Source organism: Aquimarina discodermiae (assembly GCF_040786235.1).
Taxonomy (GTDB): domain Bacteria; phylum Bacteroidota; class Bacteroidia; order Flavobacteriales; family Flavobacteriaceae; genus Aquimarina.
Genome location: NZ_JBFMKP010000036.1, coordinates 15,607 through 33,620, shown reverse-complemented (window position 1 = coordinate 33,620; position 18,014 = coordinate 15,607). Strand labels below are relative to the sequence as shown.

The following is an 18,014-nucleotide window of genomic DNA, read 5'->3' as shown; positions in this document are numbered from 1 at the left end:
GTAAGCAATGGCTTGCCTCTAAAAAGAAACATACTACTATTACTTTTTCATAACATCATAACGAATCTAAAAGCTAAAAGGTGCTGGCGGTATTTATACGGGTAGTTTTCAGCTAAAGATTAACAATAAAAAGCCTGATAAACTTCTAGAATTTACCAGGCTTGATTAAAATTTGGTTAGTTGATTTACTTAAAACAGTTTAAAGTGGTTAATGGTCTTTTAATACAATTTATTATATATTATTAAAATCAAATTATTGTTTAATTAACTTACCATTGATTTTCTCTTTACCATACGATACGGTATAAAAATACATTCCTCCTTTTAAAGCACTTATATCAAAGCTTTTTTGGTTTCTTCCTTTTTGTATGTTATTATTTTTAAAGTCCAAAACTTTGGCTCCACTGGTACTAAATACTTGCAATCTAAAATCAGTATCTGATATTTCATTTTCTATGCTAACATTTATTTGATTTCCTATAATTGGGTTAGGAAAAATTCTAATCTTGTTATCACTCTTAGTTATTGTTTTGGCACTGGCGGTAGCACCATCCAATCCATCTAGATAGGCTCTTACCGCATCAGAGAAAATCAATCCATCAAACTCATCCCAATTAATAGACCAGCTCATTACACCTCTAAGGTCTGGGTAGGTTTGTGTTAATGAATACTGTCCTCCGAATGAGGTCCCTTTTATAAGATAATCTAATGCAGTTATTACACCTTCTGATCCTGTATGTCCTCCTCCTGCATTAAATGCAGCGGGAACCCCAATCAATATCTGATCGGGACGAAGTGCCGGGAAGAATTTACTTTGATCTTTGGTGATAGGAAAACCTTTTAACAACATATCTACCAGAGACACATAAAAATCAGAATTTCCCATATTGTAAGCTCTATCATCTAATGCCGTAATTTGCCCAGAGTTATAATACTGTACTTGTAAAAACGTAAGTTTATCGCGTAAGGCATGAATTATCGGTAAATAAGCACCTGCTCTTCTATCGGCTCCTTGGGATATTCCTCCATAAAACGAATATCCTAATTGTACAAAGAAGGTTTCGGGTGCCATGGTAAGTATAAAATCATTTCCAAAATGGTCACAAATACTCTGAATACCATTTATCGTATTAACAATAACTGGAGTGGTCGGATTTGCAAAATCAGTATCTCCAAAATCAAAAGATAACGACTGCCCTTCAAAATCAATATCTATACCATCAAAATCATATTCTTCTACGATTGCAATCATAGAATTAATAAACTTATCCCGAGCTGATATTGTATTTAATCGAACTTGTCCTTCTGCTCCTCCAATAGAAATAATCACTTTTTTGTTCTGACTTTTCAATAGTTGAATATCTGCCTTAAAATCATTTACATCATAATTTATAGTACTAAACTCTGGAGCCAATTCGAACCCAATTTCTCCATCGGTAGGTGATACCTTAGCTACCGCAAAAGATACATTGATAATATCCCAATTAGGCGAAACGTCTTTTAATGCGATAATCCCTGTTCCGTTATCAAAATTATGCCAATACCCGTTTAAGATTCTTGCCGGAAGAGGCCCTCCTCCTCCTCCCGGAGTAGTTACACGAATATTTACTACACTAGATGTAGTTGAAATATTATCATTATCTGTAGCCACAGCGGTAAGTGCATAATTACCCAAAGCAAGGTTACTCCAAATAAAGCTATATGGGCTTGAAGTATCTTCTCCTAATTTGGTTCCATTACTAAAAAATTCTACCTTGGCGATTGTACCATTGCCATCTGTAGCATCGGCATTTATCGTAATACTAGTACCTTCTATAAATGATTGTAAATTAGAAGGTGAAGTAATGGCTACATTTGGATCCTCTCCCCCACCGGTACATTCTCCGACCAACTCCCATGCATCTGCCCAATCGGTACCAGTACCAGGAGCATAGGCTGCAGCACTACCATTACACCATCCGGTAAATGGCCATGGCTTACACTCATATAGATTCCCGTCATTTTGCACCTGACTCCCTTCAACATATCCTCCGCCTTCTGTATACTGTGGTGCATCACAATTTCCTCCGCCACCATCATTTTCTACCGTAACACTTATAGCAGATGAAGTTGTTGTAGCCCCATCATTATCGGTAGCTATAGCGGTAAGACTGTGAACACCTTCGGTGGCAATCCAATCAATAGTATAGGGTGCATTTGTATCTTCACCTATTAAACTAGCATCTACATAAAAAGCTACTTTTGTTACAGTACCATTGGCATCACTAGCAATTGCAGTTATCGATATACTTTGCCCAGCTATATGAGTAGACCCATTTGTTGGGCTGGTGATTGATACAGTAGGTGGTGGTGGACCATCTGTCTCTACAAGAATTGATATTTGAGAAGAAAGCGTTTCTGCATTGCCATTATCGGTAGCACGAGCCGTAATCGTACGATCTCCTATTTCTGCTATCCAATTTATTGCATATGGCGCCGTAGTATCTTCTCCTATTACAGTACCATCTATAAGAAACTCTACTTTGGTAACCGCGCCGTCAATATCAGATGCATCTGCAGTAATAGTTACCGTATCTCCAATCAAAAAGGTAGTTCCTGAAATAGGAGAAGTAACTGCTACTGTAGGCGCTTCATTAGGCCCACTACATGACCCAATTACCAACCATGGCCCCCACTGAGAATTATTGCTTTCTGGATTTTGATTCTGAGTCCAATGATAAGCTTCGTATTCGATATTTTGATAAGATACTCTGTCTCCTTGAGTATAGATTTGTGCTGCATCCCATGGCGGAGATACACAGGCCGTAGCTTGCTCGACGAATAAATTCTTTGTATCTAAAGCAATAAGATGTGAAGAGTACATCATACAACAGAGTACTGTGAGGAGTATCCGAACCCCTATTTTTTGATTTTTGATGAAATGTGTGTTAAAAATTTTCATAGTGTTGGTATTTAAAAATGTAGTATTTGATTTTTACATGCTATTTTAGAATACGTTGCTTCGTTAACTTATTCAATCACGAAGAGAGAATAGTTGTAATCATCTGACTATAAGAGATAAATCAACGCATGAATTTCAGACAATTCAGAATCTCATGCTATTTATGCAAAAGGGGGAAGTTATTACATCAAATGTTACTTCTAATAAAAAAGCGCTATACCGAAAAAAAGCACTTTGGATGTTTACGAGTTTTTAAAGTGAATTTTAGATTTTTCATAGCTGTGATACGTTATAAATGAGTTTATGTATTTTAAGAGAAAGAGTATCAAAACGCTTTCTTTTTTAAGATATCAATAAGTATCGCTCTTGAAAAATTAATTAGATAAACGACTATAATTTAAAGCTTTTCAGAAGGTTAACCTCAACAAAGTGAGTTTACAGGTAAGTAGTATGCACTTCAAATTCATTTTAAAAATGTATGAATAACGCTTTCAATCACAAAATTATATTGTTCATAAAATAAATAGTAGGGTTACTTTTATTTTTAGTTTCTATGATTCAAGATTAACACTTCCATTCGTCGACAGAATGTATATGATTCGTCTACAGATACACAACTTTGAACTGATCAATTCGATAGAATTAGTCTAATAGATATACTTTTATAACATAGTTTTTACAACACAGTATTTTTAATATGAAACATAAAGTAAGTAAGTGGTACTTACCTCTAAAAAGAAACATATAGACAATACTTTTTCATAAAATAGTTCTTTAATTTCATAATTACGACAATCCGATAACTGAAGAACACCGGCGGCATTAAGGGTGAGCTTCAGTTTAAGGATTACTATCAAGGTAAACCCTAACATAATATAAGGGTTTATATATTGTATTTATTCAAAAAGTAAAACACTATAGTATAACAACTAAATAAACGATTACCCTTATAGTTCAAACAACGTTTAACTTCTAGATAAGTTATGTAACAAAAGACTACAACTACCTGTCTTATCATCCAGATATCCCAAATCAAAAACTGTTTGCATTGTATATAGCAACATGTAAAAGAAGTAGAGATTACTACAATACATACAGAATCGCAACAATTTACAAATACACTCGTATTTAATATATCTGTATGATCTTTGATTTCATCTTTATTTACCTAATCATTAGCAACAATTTTCGTTATTTTGCATTCAAATTCAAATCTCTTGAAAAAGAAATTCTTTTACATACTAGTTTCGCTTTTATTTTCGGCGACATTACAGGCCCAGGAAGGAAAACAAATTAAAGTACAATCAGATCGTACTATTAAAGATCAAAATAGATTTCCTGGTGCAACCATACTTGCCAAAGTAGACAAACAGGTTTACATGCAACATGAAGGTATCGAAATATGGTGTGATCAGGCCATTCATTATGGTGAAGACAGATTTGTCAAAGCCCTGGGAAATGTTATTATAAAACAAGGAGACACACTTACTATGACGAGTAAATACGCAGAGTATAATGGTGTTACTCAATTTGCATATGCCAGTGATAATGTATATATGGAAACTCCTTCTAACACCTTAAGATCAGACACTTTATTCTTTGATCGGTTGCGACAACAAGCCTATTATCGTAGTGGTGGAACTGTAAAAGATTCATCTAATACGCTTACAAGTAAGATCGGGCGTTATTTTATGGATAGAAAACAGTATTCTTTTAACACCAATGTTAAGATTGTAAATCCCGAAAACACTGTAGATTCTGATAGACTCGATTATTATACAGAAAATGGTCATGCCTATTTATACGGACCTTCTACAGTAAAAGGAAAAGAAAGTACATTGTATTGCGAACGTGGATTCTATGACACCAAAGTCAAAACTGGTTATGCTATAAAAAATGCGCGTATCGATTATGATAAACGTACTGTTTTTGGAGATAGTATTTTTTACAATAGCGCTATTCAATTTGCATCTGCGACCAATAATATTAAAGTATTAGACACTGCTAACAACTCTATAATAACAGGTCACTATGCAGAGGTTTTTAAGGCCAAAGATTCTTTATTTATAACCAAAAGAGCTCTTGCTGCTACTCTACAAGAAAAAGATTCTATATTTATTCATAGCGATACATTAATGGTTACTGGGAAACCTAATCGCAGAATCATGAATGGTTTTTATGATGTAAGAATTTATAAGAGTAATATGAGTGGCAAAAGTGATTCTATAAACGTTGATCAAACCACAGGATATACTAAGATGATTGGCAGACCCATTTTATGGGCTCAAAGAAATCAAATGACAGGAGATACCATAAAAATCATTTCTAATACAAAGACAGAAAAATTAGACTCTCTTGTTGTATATCAAAATGCTTTTCTTGTCCAGGAAGATACATTAAAAGCTGGTTACAACCAGGTAAAAGGGCAAATTCTATACGGGCTGTTTAAAGATAATGAAATCCATCAGGTCGATATCGACAAAAACACAGAAACTATTTTTTTTCAAAGAGAAAGTGAAGGAGAACTAAAATTAATAGGAATCAATAAAGTACTTTCCAGTTCTATACGAATGCTCCTAAATGATAGAGAAATTGAAGATGTATACTATTATCAAAACATAGATGGTACGCTATATCGTGAAATTGATCTACCAGAAAATGCGAGGGAGTTATCAGGTCTTAATTGGCGTGGTGATGAACGTATTAATACCAAGGCAGATCTTTTTAGAGGAGAAACTCCACCAAAACTCATAAAAATAAAAGGGATTCCTTTACCAAAGGACGAAGCTGATTTCTTTGACGAAGAAACCATCAAACGTCTTGAAGAAAATAAATCCGAAGGCTCTCGATTACTAGAACAAGAACTTAAAGATGCTGAACTTAAAGAAACTGAGCAATCATTAGACTCTATTCCAGCAAATAAGGAAATCAAAGAAGATCTCGATAAGCAAATAAAGAAGAAAGAAAAAAAAACCTCTGATATAGACTCTTATCTAAGTCTTACTCCTAAACAAAGAGATAGCGTTACTGTAACCACTTTACAATATCCCGAAAAAAAATCTAAGGATAGTATAGAATAACAGGTCATCAATAAAGCTGGACAATAAAAACACCCTCAACAACACGATGAATTAAAAGCATACTAGCGTTGAAAGAAGATTTTTTTAAATATCAGGCACAAACGTCTCCACATCCATTGGCTATGGAGATTTCGCATGCCAAAGGGTCTTATATATACACAACAGATGGTAAAGAACACCTTGATTTTGTTGCAGGTGTTTCTGCATGTAGTTTAGGTCATCAACATCCTAGAGTAGTTGACGCTATCAAAAATCAGTTAGACAAATACCTACACGTAATGGTATATGGCGAATATATACAACAACCCGCCGTATCTCTCGCAAAAATGCTGGCAACACATTTACCTGCACCTCTTGAAAAAACGTACTTAACTAATTCTGGAACCGAAGCTATAGAAGGAGCTATTAAATTAGCAAAAAGAGCTACCAAAAGAAGTCAAATTATTGCTGCAAAATATGCATATCATGGGAATACCATGGGAGCCATGAGTGTAATGGGATATGAAGAGCGTAAACAAGCTTTCAGACCTCTTATACCAGATGTTTTTTATATTGAGTTTAATAACGAAAAAGAGCTGATACATATCACCGATAAAACAGCAGCGGTTATATTAGAAACTATACAAGGTGGGGCTGGGTTTATTGTTCCGAAAAACGAGTATCTACAAAGAGTCAAAAAGAGATGTGAAGAAGTTGGTGCATTGGTAATACTTGACGAAATACAACCCGGTTTTGGAAGAACAGGAAAATTGTTTGGTTTTGAGAACTACAACATGACACCCGATATTGTTGTCATGGGTAAAGGCATGGGAGGTGGTATGCCGATTGGAGCATTTACTACCTCATCTTCTATTATGGATTTGCTTCAGGAAGAACCTAAATTAGGTCATATTACAACTTTTGGAGGGCATCCTGTAATCGCATCTGCCGCTTTGGCAACTTTGCAAGAGATCACTCAGAGTGACGTTATGGCAGAAACTCTTCTAAAAGAAAAACTATTTAGATCACTATTAGTTCATCCTCTCATAAAAGAAATACGAGGATTGGGATTAATGTTAGCTTTTATTACACCCTCACCAGAAATTACCAATCAAGTAATTCTAAAATGCAAAGACAAAGGTTTAGTTTTATTCTGGTTGCTCTTCGAGCCAACTGCAGTAAGGGTTACACCACCTCTTACAATTTCAATATCAGAAATAAAAAAGGGGTGTAAAATTATTCTAGAGGCTCTAAACGAAATACAAAACACCAAATTTTAAGAAATAAAATTAGGAGATGGTGAGGAAAACCCGTAAATTTAAGATACAATCACCTCTTTACACTTATCAAAATTTCTTAATTAAGGCTTTAAAAATTAATACCATAAACCATTGCAAGTTACAATGGTACGTGTTTTGTTAATTAGTTTGTTAAAAACAATTGATTTTTAAAGTATAATCGTTCAATTTCATTTGTAATTTTAATACTGAGAAAATCAATATAATGCAAAAATAGATTAAGAATTAAATATAGTAACCAAGTGTTGGGGAAAACAACAAGAGCTACTATTTAACTATTCTTGATTTATTGAACATCTTTAATCAACGTGTATGAAATTTAACCACGAAGAAGAAGAAAATAGTAATTTCTCAATCACTCGATACGAGTCTATGCTGAGATCTAATGATGTTAAATTTTTTGATTCAGACGAATTTGAATCTATTATTCATCATTATTTGGAAAACGGAAAAATTGCAAAAGCAAAGAAAGCAATATCATTAGGGCTTTCTCAACACCCATCCTCTGTTAACCTTAAACTCTTGCAAGTCGAAGTACTTGTTTTTGAAAATCGATTTGATAAAGCAGATCAACTATTGGCTCAGTTACATGCTATAGAGCCTGAAAATGAAGAGATTTATATTCAAAAAGCAAATATTTTATCTAAACAAAACAATCACACCAAAGCGATAGAACTATTATCTATGGCTCTTGAGTATACCAGTGATATTGCAGATATCTATTCTCTTATTGGTATGGAATATCTCTTTATGGATGACTTCGATAATGCCAAAATTAATTTTATGAGATGTCTTGAAGCCGATGATCAAGATTACTCGGCTTTGTACAATATCATTTATTGCTTTGATTTTTTAGAGCAGCATGAAGAAGCCATAGAATATCTAAACATGTTTTTAGATAAAAATCCATACTGTGAAGTAGCATGGCATCAGATTGGCAAACAATACTATGACCTAAATGATTATAATAAAGCTCTTGCCGCCTTTGATTTTGCTATTATTAGTGATGAATACTTTATCGGTGCTTATCTCGAAAAAGGAAAAGTTCTTGAAAAGTTAAAAAGATATAATGAAGCCATAGAAAACTACAGAATTACATTAGAATTAGATGACCCTACTTCTTTTGCATTATTGAGAATTGGTAAATGTCATGAAAAACTAGGCAATAGTGATTTAGCAATTCAACATTATTCTAAAACAGTACATGAAGATCCTTTACTCGACAAAGGTTGGATAGCAATTACTGATTATTATATACGTAAGCGTGACTTTCAAAAAGCATTGTATTATACCAACAAAGCAATCAATATAGATAGTGAAAATGTCTTATACTGGAAACGCTATGCAAGAATAAATAATAAATTAGAGTTTTTTGAAGAAGCAGAACGAGGATATCAAAAAGCAATCGAACTAGGTAATTATGAGTTAGAGACCTGGCTATCGCGTACAGATATCTTACGTTATCTGGGAGAAGCTGATGCTGCAATGCAAAACCTATATCAAGCAATCGAGTTTTATCCAGAAAATCCTGAAATCCACTTTAGATTGGCGGGAATGTATTATGAGAAACAAGATTATGAAAACGGAGAGATACAGCTTAGAAAAGCTTTAGAATTGGATTATGAGTTTATCATTATATTAGAAGAACTTTTTGAAAACGTCTACAATCTATCACTCATAAAAAACATTATATCCCAGTATAAAAAAAATTAATAAAGACTGTTTTTTTTATAACAAAATACAGTACAAAATCCATACATTTGTTTTGATTACAAATATCAAAAACAAATAAGAATGCAAAGAAATCTTAGAGATTATCTTGTTATCTCTATTAAAGGTTTAGCCATGGGAGCTGCAGATGTAGTTCCTGGAGTCTCAGGAGGAACAATTGCCTTTATATCTGGTATTTACGAAGAGCTTATAGACACCATCAATACTCTCGATGTTGGTTTTTTCAAAATCTGGAAAAAAGAAGGACTTAAAGTTTCCTGGAAGAAATACAACCTCTCTTTTCTTGTTGCTCTTTTTTCTGGAATTGTAATTAGTATACTCTCACTTTCCAAACTTATAAAATGGCTCCTTCATAATGAACCATTATTATTATGGTCATTTTTCTTTGGACTTGTACTTGCCAGTATATTTTACATCGGAAAACAAATCACAAAATGGAGTCCCAAAATTATTCTTGGTGTAATTCTAACAACCGTTTTATCATATAGTATAACTATTGCAGAACCACTTGCATCACCAGATAGCAATTGGTATCTTTTGTTTTGTGGATTTGTAGCAATCATTGCGATGATACTACCGGGGGTATCAGGAGCTTTCATATTATTGATTCTAGGTGCATATCAAACTTTTATCGACATCTTAAACCAACTACGAGAAGGTTTGATAACAATGGATTTCAACATTTTATGGCAGGCCATTTCAAAAATTTCAATTATTGCAATTGGAGCGATCGCAGGTTTAAAACTATTCTCTAAAGTATTAAACTGGATGTTTAAAAAACATAAAAACCTGACTTTGGCAATACTTACGGGATTTATGATCGGCTCCTTAAATAAACTTTGGCCCTGGAAAAAAGTCTTGTCCTGGAGAACCAACTCAGAAAGCATTCAGGTACCTTTTATAGAAAAAAGTATTCTTCCGAATCAATTTGAAGGAGACCCTAGAATCCTTTGGGTATTATTTTTTATATTAATAGGGTTTTTATTAATTCTCATTTTAGAACGTATTTCTTCAAAAAAAGCAAACTAATTCATGCAACAAAGCACCCGAACCTTTAGTGATAAATTTTTCCTTGTTATCAAAGGTCTTGCCATGGGAGCTGCTAATAAAGTTCCTGGAGTATCTGGTGGTGTTGTAGCATTTGTTGCGGGTTTTTATGAAGAGTTTATTTATTCTCTTCAAAAAATAAATCTTAAAGCATTTAAATTATTTATAAACTTTAGATTTAAAAGTTTCTGGCGATATATCAATGCTCGTTTTTTGGGGTTGTTAATTTCGGGAATGCTTATTAGCTATTTTAGTGTTTCAAAAATATTGGACTACTTTATTGTTCACTATGAATTGTATGTTTGGGCCGCATTTTTTGGAATGATCATAGGATCTATTTATTATATCGTAAAAGATTTTGACGATTGGAGCAGAAGAAATATTATATTTATTTTACTCGGAATCATTGTTGGAGTAAGCATCAGCCTTTTAAGCCCAGCCAAAGAGAATGACAACCTATTGTTTGTTTTCATTTGCGGAATCATTGGTGTATCTGGCATGACATTACCTGGACTGTCAGGATCTTTCATTCTAATACTACTTGGCAATTATGTATTGTTACTTGTAGATTCTGTAAATGCACTATACGATACAATGGCAGATATCATACAGTGGGATTTTTCATTTATAGACAACCCACGCAGAATTAGATTACTACAGGTACTCATTGTTTTTAGCATTGGGTCTTTGATCGGATTAATCACCTTATCTCATTTTTTAGGATACGTATTAAAACGCTATAAGAGTACAACTTTTGCGGTCATCATTGGTTTTATCACAGGTTCCTTAGGTGTTGTATGGCCATGGAAACATAAGATATACAAAACCGACACATCAGGAAACATACAATTAGATGCTCTCAAAAGCCCTATTCTTGATAATTATGATCGTTATTTTCCAGATCCAACTATACTACAGACATACATCGCACTTTTTTACATCCTTTTAGGGATTGCTTTGGTCTTATGGTTAGAATGGTATGGTAAACGAACTATAAAAACTTCAAAATGAAAAAAGCATATGGTCTATTAGGCAGAAATATCGGTTATTCTTTTTCTAAAGGTTATTTTACTGATAAATTCGAAAAAGAAAAATTAAACTGTGAGTACAACAACTTTGATCTAGAGCATATTGACAATATAAAAGAGGTTATTAAGGATCAACAAGTACTTGGACTTAATGTTACGATACCTTATAAAGAAGAAATAATTGCACATTTGGATGAGCTAGATCCTATTGCCAAAGAAATAGGTGCTGTTAATGTTATCAAAATAGATCATACTCAAAAGTTAACCGGCTACAATAGTGATTATTTTGGTTTTACCGAATCCCTTAAACCACTTTTAAATAAAAGTATCAAAAAAGCATTAATTTTAGGTACGGGAGGAGCATCAAAAGCTATTGCATATGCTTTACAACAATTACAAATCGAATCTGTTTTTGTATCCAGAAATCCCGATTTTAACGAGCTTAGTTATAATGATCTTGATGAGGATATTATGCGTTCATACCCACTATTGATCAATTGCACTCCTCTGGGAACTCACCCTAATATTCATAATTATCCAAACATACCATATGAATATATTTCAAAAAATCATGTTTTGTATGATTTAATATACAACCCTTCTGAAACCACTTTTATGAAAAAAGGGAAAGAAAATGGAGCTATCGTTTCTAACGGATTACAAATGCTAACACTACAAGCAGAAAAGGCTTGGGAAATATGGAATAGTTAATTAACAACTATTAAACATTCTACAAAATAACACCTAATTCTTTAAAGAAGAGGCTAAAACTTTCTAATAACTTTGAGTTTTTCTAATATGTTAGTATCTTAGTCAAAGAATAATACTAATTGTATTTTTAAATAAGGCTATAATGACTTGAGTTATTTTTTGTTCTAATTCATAATAAAATATAACTAAAACAGGTATTATAATTATTTTTTTAAAGTAAGATATTAGGCTTATATGCCTCTATTTTGAGATTCGACTGGTAAATGTAAGACACTAACAAAAAGCTCACACAATGTCAACACATGATAACCTGCCAAAGGCAGATGGAAATAAAGAGAATAAGACAGAAACTTTGGATGTAAATTCGGAGGTAGAAAACATAAACGCAAGTGTATCAAACATTATTCCAGATACAATTGATCAAACCTCTTCGGAAACCAATTCTACATCAACTCCCGAGGATCTCAAAGAAGAAGCTGTAGATATTGTCAATCCGCAAATTACCGATGCAGTTGGAGAACAGCAGGAAGTAACAAAGAAATCAGAAGAACCTTCAACCGAAGAAATCTCAAATTCTGAAAGTGTTTCAGAAAAAAAGGATGACACCAGAGATCAGGCTGATGAAGAAACAACTACTGTTAATCCTCAGGTAACAGATGCCGTGTCTCATCAAAAAGAAAGCGAAAAAGAATCTCAAGTACCTACGACAGAAACCGGAACTCCAGAAAAGAATGATCAAATACAAGATCAGATGGATGAAGCCGTTGCAGAGCATAGTGAAGACGAAACTACCATCGAAAGCCATAGCATCGAGAAAAAAGACTATCATGCAATGAGCAAAGAAGAGTTAGTTAAAGAATTGCAAACTTTGGTAAAAAATGAAAAGGTTCAGGCAATTCGAGAACATATAGAAGAGATCAAAACAGAATTTAACCAAAAATTTAACGAAGAAGAAGAGCAAAAAAAGGAAGAATTTTTGGCAGATGGAGGAGACTTGATTGATTTCTATTATTCTACTCCCTTGAAAAAAGAATTTAATTCGGCATATTTTGATTATAAAGAAAAGAGAAATGCTTATCATCAAAATCTAAAAAAAGATCTTCAGGCAAATTTGAACAGAAGACTTGAATTGATAGAAGAGTTAAAAGGTTTACTAAATGTAGACGAGAATATTAACACTACATACAATCACTTTAAAAGCATACAAGAGAGATGGCGCAATGCTGGCGCAATCCCAAGAGACAAATACAATACAGTCTGGAACACCTATCATCATCATTCTGAAAACTTTTATGATTTTTTACATTTAAATAGAGAGTTTAGAGATCTTGATTTTAAACATAATCTTGAGCAAAAACTTAAAATTATTGAGCGTGCTACAGAATTAGCACAAGAAACTGATGTAAACAGAGCATTTAGAGAGTTACAGCAGCTTCATAAAATGTGGAAAGAAGATTTAGGTCCTGTAGAGAAAGAATATCGAGAACCTATTTGGCAAAAGTTTAGTGTTCTTACCAAGCAAATTCACGAAAATCGTCAGAATTATTTTAAAGATTTGGATAAGGTTTATGAGAAAAATCTGGAAGTAAAAAGAGTAATTATTTCTAAAATAATTACTGTCAGTGAGGATCGGCCAAAGAATCACAGTGGATGGCAACAGAAAATAAAAGAGATTGAAGCATTGCGAGAAGACTTTTTTAAAGCAGGAAAAGTACCATCAAATATTAATGAACACATATGGGGTGAGTTTAAAACTGCCGTTAGAAGTTTTAATCACAATAAAAACGATTTCTACAAAAGCCTTAAAAAAGATCAGTTTGAGAATCTAAACAAAAAGATGGAGCTGATACAAATTGCAGAAAACAATAAGGACAGTGATGATTTTAATGTGGTAACACCTCTTATGAAAAAAATCCAATCTGATTGGAAAAAGATTGGGCACGTTCCTAGAAAAGACAGCGATAAGATCTGGAAAAGATTTAAGGAAGCCTGTAATTTTTATTTTGACAGATTACATGCAGAAAGAAATGAGACTAATAAAGAAGAATTAGTTTCTTTAGAAAAGAAACAGGCACATCTAGAAGAACTTAAAGAAGTTAAACTTTCAGGAAACCCTGAAATAGATCTTAAAACAATAAAAGAGAATATTGCTTTATGGAAAACTCTTGGACGAGTACCTTATAAAAGTAAGGGCATTGACAATGATTACAATAAAGCTCTAGACGTTCTATTCCAACAGCTTAACTTAAGCCGTAAAGAAACTGAACTTATTAAGTATGAAAATAAGCTAAGTTCATTATCCAATCAAACCGATGATCGCGCTTTAAGAAATGAACAAAATTTCATTAGGAAAAAAATTGAAGAAGTGAATGGTGAAATTCGTCAATTAGAAAATAACCTTCAATTCTTTAAACATGCAAAAGATGATAACCCGATGGTTCTTGATGTTCAAAAAAATATAGCAAAGCATCGAGAAAATTTAGAAGTCTGGAAAGAAAAACTTAAAAAGATCAAACAACTTTAGTAACGTTATGTCGTCTTCTGTGTAATTCAGAAACTATATTGTGTTCTGAAATACAGGAGAAAACATATTATAAATACACAAAATGTGAAGGTATCATGCTAGATCCTTCACATTTTCTTTCTCAAGGAAAAGAGAAAGAACACTATGACTTGCATCAAAAACGACATTAATGATCATGCATATCAAAATTTCGTATCCCATAGGATTAATGGTGTTTTAGAAACATATTCTTCTACTCATAAAGGATTGGATTTTGGTGCGGGAAGCGGCCTTGTAATTACTCATTTACTAGTTAATAATGGGTATGATATTGTTGCATATGCCCCCTATTTTCGTTCAGACAAAAACCTTCTTGAAAAAAAGATATGTTTATATTGTTTGCTTCGAGGTTATGGAACATTTTTATAATCCCGCCAAAGAATTTGGTTTATTAAAATCTCTACTCTTACCAAACGGAACATTATATTGTAAAACCAAATTATACAACTCTATGATCAATTTTACTACCTGGTGGTATAAAAATGACCCTACTCATGTATTCTTTTATTCTAACAGCACGCTACTGTGGATAAAAAACCCATGGCAAAAGCATTTAACTTTTTAAAATATTTCTAATTGGTATAACTTTGTCTCAATCACTAGGACGTAATTCTCCAATAGGGGAATTAAAAAAATGTCATTATCTTCAGATTCAAAATTTAACAGGAATTTTATTAATTATTGCTTTTCAAACTTGCAAGATCCACGTTGTACCAACAAAGGAAATATTAGACATTCCATGTCAAACATTCTGTTACTTACTTTTAGTGCTGTACGTTGTGGTTGTCAAGAATAAGATCGTATACTAATCTTTGGTGAATACGAAATAGACTGGCTAAAAAAACACGGTTCCTTTTGTAATGGATTTCCATCAAAAGATACTCTTCGTAGATTTTTTTATGGCATTAGGCCCATCGAGTTTTCAACATTGTTTTCAAAACTGGTTGATTCACTGCGAGATACCAATACTTTAGAGATTATAGCTTTAGATGGAAAAACAGTTCATAGTGCAAAGAATTTATCAGTTCCACAAAGTATTACACCTCATATTGTAAATGCTATGGCAACAGACCAAGGTTTGTCTTTGGGTCAATCTAAAGTCATAGACAAGAGTAACGAGATTAGTGCTATTACAGAATTATTGGATATCTTATTTATTGAAAAAAGTATTGTTACCATTGACGCAATAGGTTGTCAAAAAGCAATTGTAGGGCAAATAAAATCAAAAAACACCAATTATATTATTGCTGCTATAGCAAATCAAGGCACTCTTCATTTAGCAATAAAAGACACCCTACAACTAGAAAAGCCTACAGAAATTGTTGAGCAAAATGATTGTGGTCATCGAAGGGTAGAAAAGCGAACCTGCAAAATTTATACAAATTTAAGCCATCTTGAAAACGCTCAAGAGTGGAAAGATTTGAAGTCATTTATAGTGATTGAAAAAGAGGTTTATCATAAATCAACACACAAAACAACTAATGAAACTCATTTCTATATCTCAAATTTGACAACAGATGCTACTGTTATAAATAATGCTATCAGAAAGCATTGGTCAATAGAGAATCAATTACACAGGTTACTTGATGTGGTATTTAATCAGGATACAGCTAGAAAGAGAGTACAGAACTCTGCAGAAAACTTCAATATCATCTTAAAAGCAGCTTTAAACCTTATAAACAAAGAAACTACTCTTAAAAAAAGTAAGAATAATAAGAGGTTTAAAGCATTGATTGATAAAGAATATAGAGAAAAGGTACTATGTTTTTAAATGCTTTTGCTCTGAGGTTATAAAACAATTTGATTCAATTTTTATCAAAAAATTGTACTTTGGTAATTCATTTTAACCAAAATTCATGCAACCATTACACATCCTGCTTCTTATTGCAGCATATTTCGGGGTTCTTCTTTTAATCTCATATTTTACAGGTAAAAATGCTAACAATGATGCATTTTTTAAGGCCAACAGACAATCTCCTTGGTATGTAGTAGCCTTTGGTATGATAGGAGCTTCTTTAAGTGGCGTAACTTTTATATCGGTACCTGGATGGGTAGAAGCCTCACAATTTAGTTATATGCAAGTGGTTTTGGGTTATATTATAGGTTATATAGTAATAGGCACCATATTATTGCCTTTATATTATAAGCTTAACCTTACCTCTATATATACGTATTTAGAAAAACGTTTTGGTACGTACTCTTATAAAACAGGCGCTTCTTTTTTCATATTATCTAGGGTCATTGGAGCTAGTTTTAGGCTATTTCTTGTTGCCAATGTATTACAGACGATTCTATTTGATGCTCTTAGTGTACCTTTTTGGGTTACTGTTATTATTACTATCTTGTTAATCTGGTTATACACTTTCAAATCGGGAATTAAAACTATTGTTTGGACTGATACGTTACAGACCTTATTCATGCTTATTGCTGTTGGTGTAGCCGTGTATTATGTTTCTAATGATTTAGGTGTTACAGGGTCTAATTTACTTGGTTATGTTTTGGACAGCGACCTTTCTAAAATGTTCTTTTTTGAGGATTTTAAAAGTGCTAACTACTTTTGGAAACAATTTTTCTCGGGAGCGTTTATTGCCATTGTTATGACAGGATTAGATCAGGATATGATGCAAAAAAACCTTACTTGCAGGAACTTAAAGGATGCTCAAAAAAATATATTTTCATTTACCATAGTGCTTACCATTGTAAATTTTATTTTTTTAAGTCTTGGCCTTCTATTAACGCTATATGCTTCTCAACACGGTATCGATGCTCACAAAGATCAGCTTTTCTCAACTATTGCTACTCAAAGTGGTTTGGGATATGGAATTGCTATCTTTTTTATTTTAGGGTTGATTGCAGCAGCATACAGTAGTGCAGATAGTGCCTTAACCTCTTTGACAACATCTTTTAGTATCGATATTCTTGATATTGAAAAAAAGTACACTCCAGGAGATCAAGAAAAAGTTAGAAAAAAAATTCATGTTCTTTTCTCTATTATTTTGGTAATAGTTATAATAGCATTTAAGTATATCATAAGGGATGAAAGTGTTATTGCAAAATTATTTGTATTTGCCGGATATACCTATGGCCCTTTACTTGGGCTATACGCTTTTGGCTTATTTACCAAACTAATGGTTAAAGACAAACTGGTTCCCTTAATTGCCATTTTATCACCTATAATATCTTATATCATAAGCATATGCAGTATAAAATGGTTTAATTTCGATTTTGGATTTTTTATTCTTATTCTTAACGGTTTTTTGACCTTTTTAGGACTAATATTGATCAGTAGAAAGTAAAACTAGTGTACATGCTATTTCTACTTCGATACCAACATCTTTAAGCTTTTGAAAAAACTCTGGGTTTTCTGTGCCTGGATTAAAAATAACTCTTTTAGGCTTTAAATTGATAATATCATTATAAACGGGTGGTTGTCTTAAAGGATGTATATACATGGTAACAGTATCTATTTGATCATCGACCTCATATCCTTTTTGAATCGGAACCCCTGCAACTTCTCCTTTCATTACTCCTATCGCCACGACTGGATGATTATAACTTACTAATCTGTGAATAGCTCTGTTCGAATATCTATCTGTTTTGGTAGAGGCACCAACAACTACGGTTTTTTTACTCATA

Annotated in this window: 13 protein-coding genes; 11 read left to right on the top strand and 2 right to left on the bottom strand. The window is 33.0% G+C overall.

Translation table 11 applies throughout. The features are described from left to right. Window positions 1-253: 253 nt before the first annotated feature. On the bottom strand, window positions 254-2,866 hold the full coding sequence (locus tag ABW636_RS19595; protein ID WP_367591777.1) for an Ig-like domain-containing protein: 2,613 nt from the start codon (window positions 2,864-2,866) through the stop codon (window positions 254-256). A gap of 1,292 nt (window positions 2,867-4,158) precedes the next feature. Between ABW636_RS19595 and ABW636_RS19590 the strand changes: the two genes are divergently transcribed. From ABW636_RS19590 to ABW636_RS19540, 11 genes are all read left to right on the top strand, one after another. Continuing rightward, complete coding sequence (locus ABW636_RS19590; protein WP_367591776.1) at window positions 4,159-6,021, top strand: OstA-like protein; 1,863 nt, start codon at window positions 4,159-4,161, stop codon at window positions 6,019-6,021. 68 nt (window positions 6,022-6,089) lie between these two features. Then, a complete protein-coding gene (locus ABW636_RS19585; protein WP_367591774.1) occupies window positions 6,090-7,280 on the top strand; it encodes an aspartate aminotransferase family protein in 1,191 nt (396 codons plus the stop codon). A gap of 330 nt (window positions 7,281-7,610) precedes the next feature. Then, on the top strand, window positions 7,611-9,011 hold the full coding sequence (locus ABW636_RS19580) for a tetratricopeptide repeat protein (protein ID WP_367591773.1): 1,401 nt from the start codon (window positions 7,611-7,613) through the stop codon (window positions 9,009-9,011). Between the two features lie 81 nt (window positions 9,012-9,092). Next, window positions 9,093-10,058 carry a DUF368 domain-containing protein gene (locus tag ABW636_RS19575; RefSeq protein ID WP_367591772.1) on the top strand — a complete coding sequence of 322 codons (966 nt, stop codon included), beginning with the start codon at window positions 9,093-9,095 and terminating at the stop codon, window positions 10,056-10,058. Window positions 10,059-10,061: 3 nt separating this feature from the next. Beyond that, window positions 10,062-11,087 carry a DUF368 domain-containing protein gene (locus tag ABW636_RS19570; RefSeq protein ID WP_367591771.1) on the top strand — a complete coding sequence of 342 codons (1,026 nt, stop codon included), beginning with the start codon at window positions 10,062-10,064 and terminating at the stop codon, window positions 11,085-11,087. Further along, complete coding sequence (locus tag ABW636_RS19565) at window positions 11,084-11,815, top strand: shikimate dehydrogenase family protein (protein WP_367591770.1); 732 nt, start codon at window positions 11,084-11,086, stop codon at window positions 11,813-11,815. Before ABW636_RS19570 ends, ABW636_RS19565 begins: the two co-directional genes overlap by 4 nt. Before the next feature lie 292 nt (window positions 11,816-12,107). Next, window positions 12,108-14,339, top strand: a complete 2,232-nt coding sequence (locus ABW636_RS19560) for a DUF349 domain-containing protein (RefSeq protein WP_367591769.1) — start codon at window positions 12,108-12,110, stop codon at window positions 14,337-14,339. Window positions 14,340-14,483: 144 nt separating this feature from the next. Then, window positions 14,484-14,747: a hypothetical protein gene (locus ABW636_RS19555; protein WP_367591792.1), complete on the top strand. Its 264-nt coding sequence runs from the start codon at window positions 14,484-14,486 to the stop codon at window positions 14,745-14,747. Further along, window positions 14,638-14,943 (top strand): methyltransferase domain-containing protein, encoded by a 306-nt coding sequence (locus tag ABW636_RS19550; RefSeq protein ID WP_367591768.1) that lies wholly within the window; start codon window positions 14,638-14,640, stop codon window positions 14,941-14,943. The genes ABW636_RS19555 and ABW636_RS19550 overlap by 110 nt, the downstream gene beginning before the upstream one ends. Window positions 14,944-15,180: 237 nt before the next feature. Continuing rightward, window positions 15,181-16,149, top strand: a complete 969-nt coding sequence (locus ABW636_RS19545) for an ISAs1 family transposase (protein ID WP_367591790.1) — start codon at window positions 15,181-15,183, stop codon at window positions 16,147-16,149. An 85-nt stretch (window positions 16,150-16,234) separates the two neighbouring features. Then, entirely contained in the window at window positions 16,235-17,674 is a 1,440-nt protein-coding gene (locus ABW636_RS19540; RefSeq protein ID WP_367591767.1) for a sodium:solute symporter, read from the top strand. Here ABW636_RS19540 and ABW636_RS19535 read toward each other — a convergent pair. After that, window positions 17,651-18,013, bottom strand: coding sequence for a CoA-binding protein (locus tag ABW636_RS19535; RefSeq protein WP_367591765.1), 363 nt, complete (start codon window positions 18,011-18,013; stop codon window positions 17,651-17,653). The two genes, ABW636_RS19540 and ABW636_RS19535, sit on opposite strands and share 24 nt — an antisense overlap. Window position 18,014 lies beyond the last annotated feature (1 nt).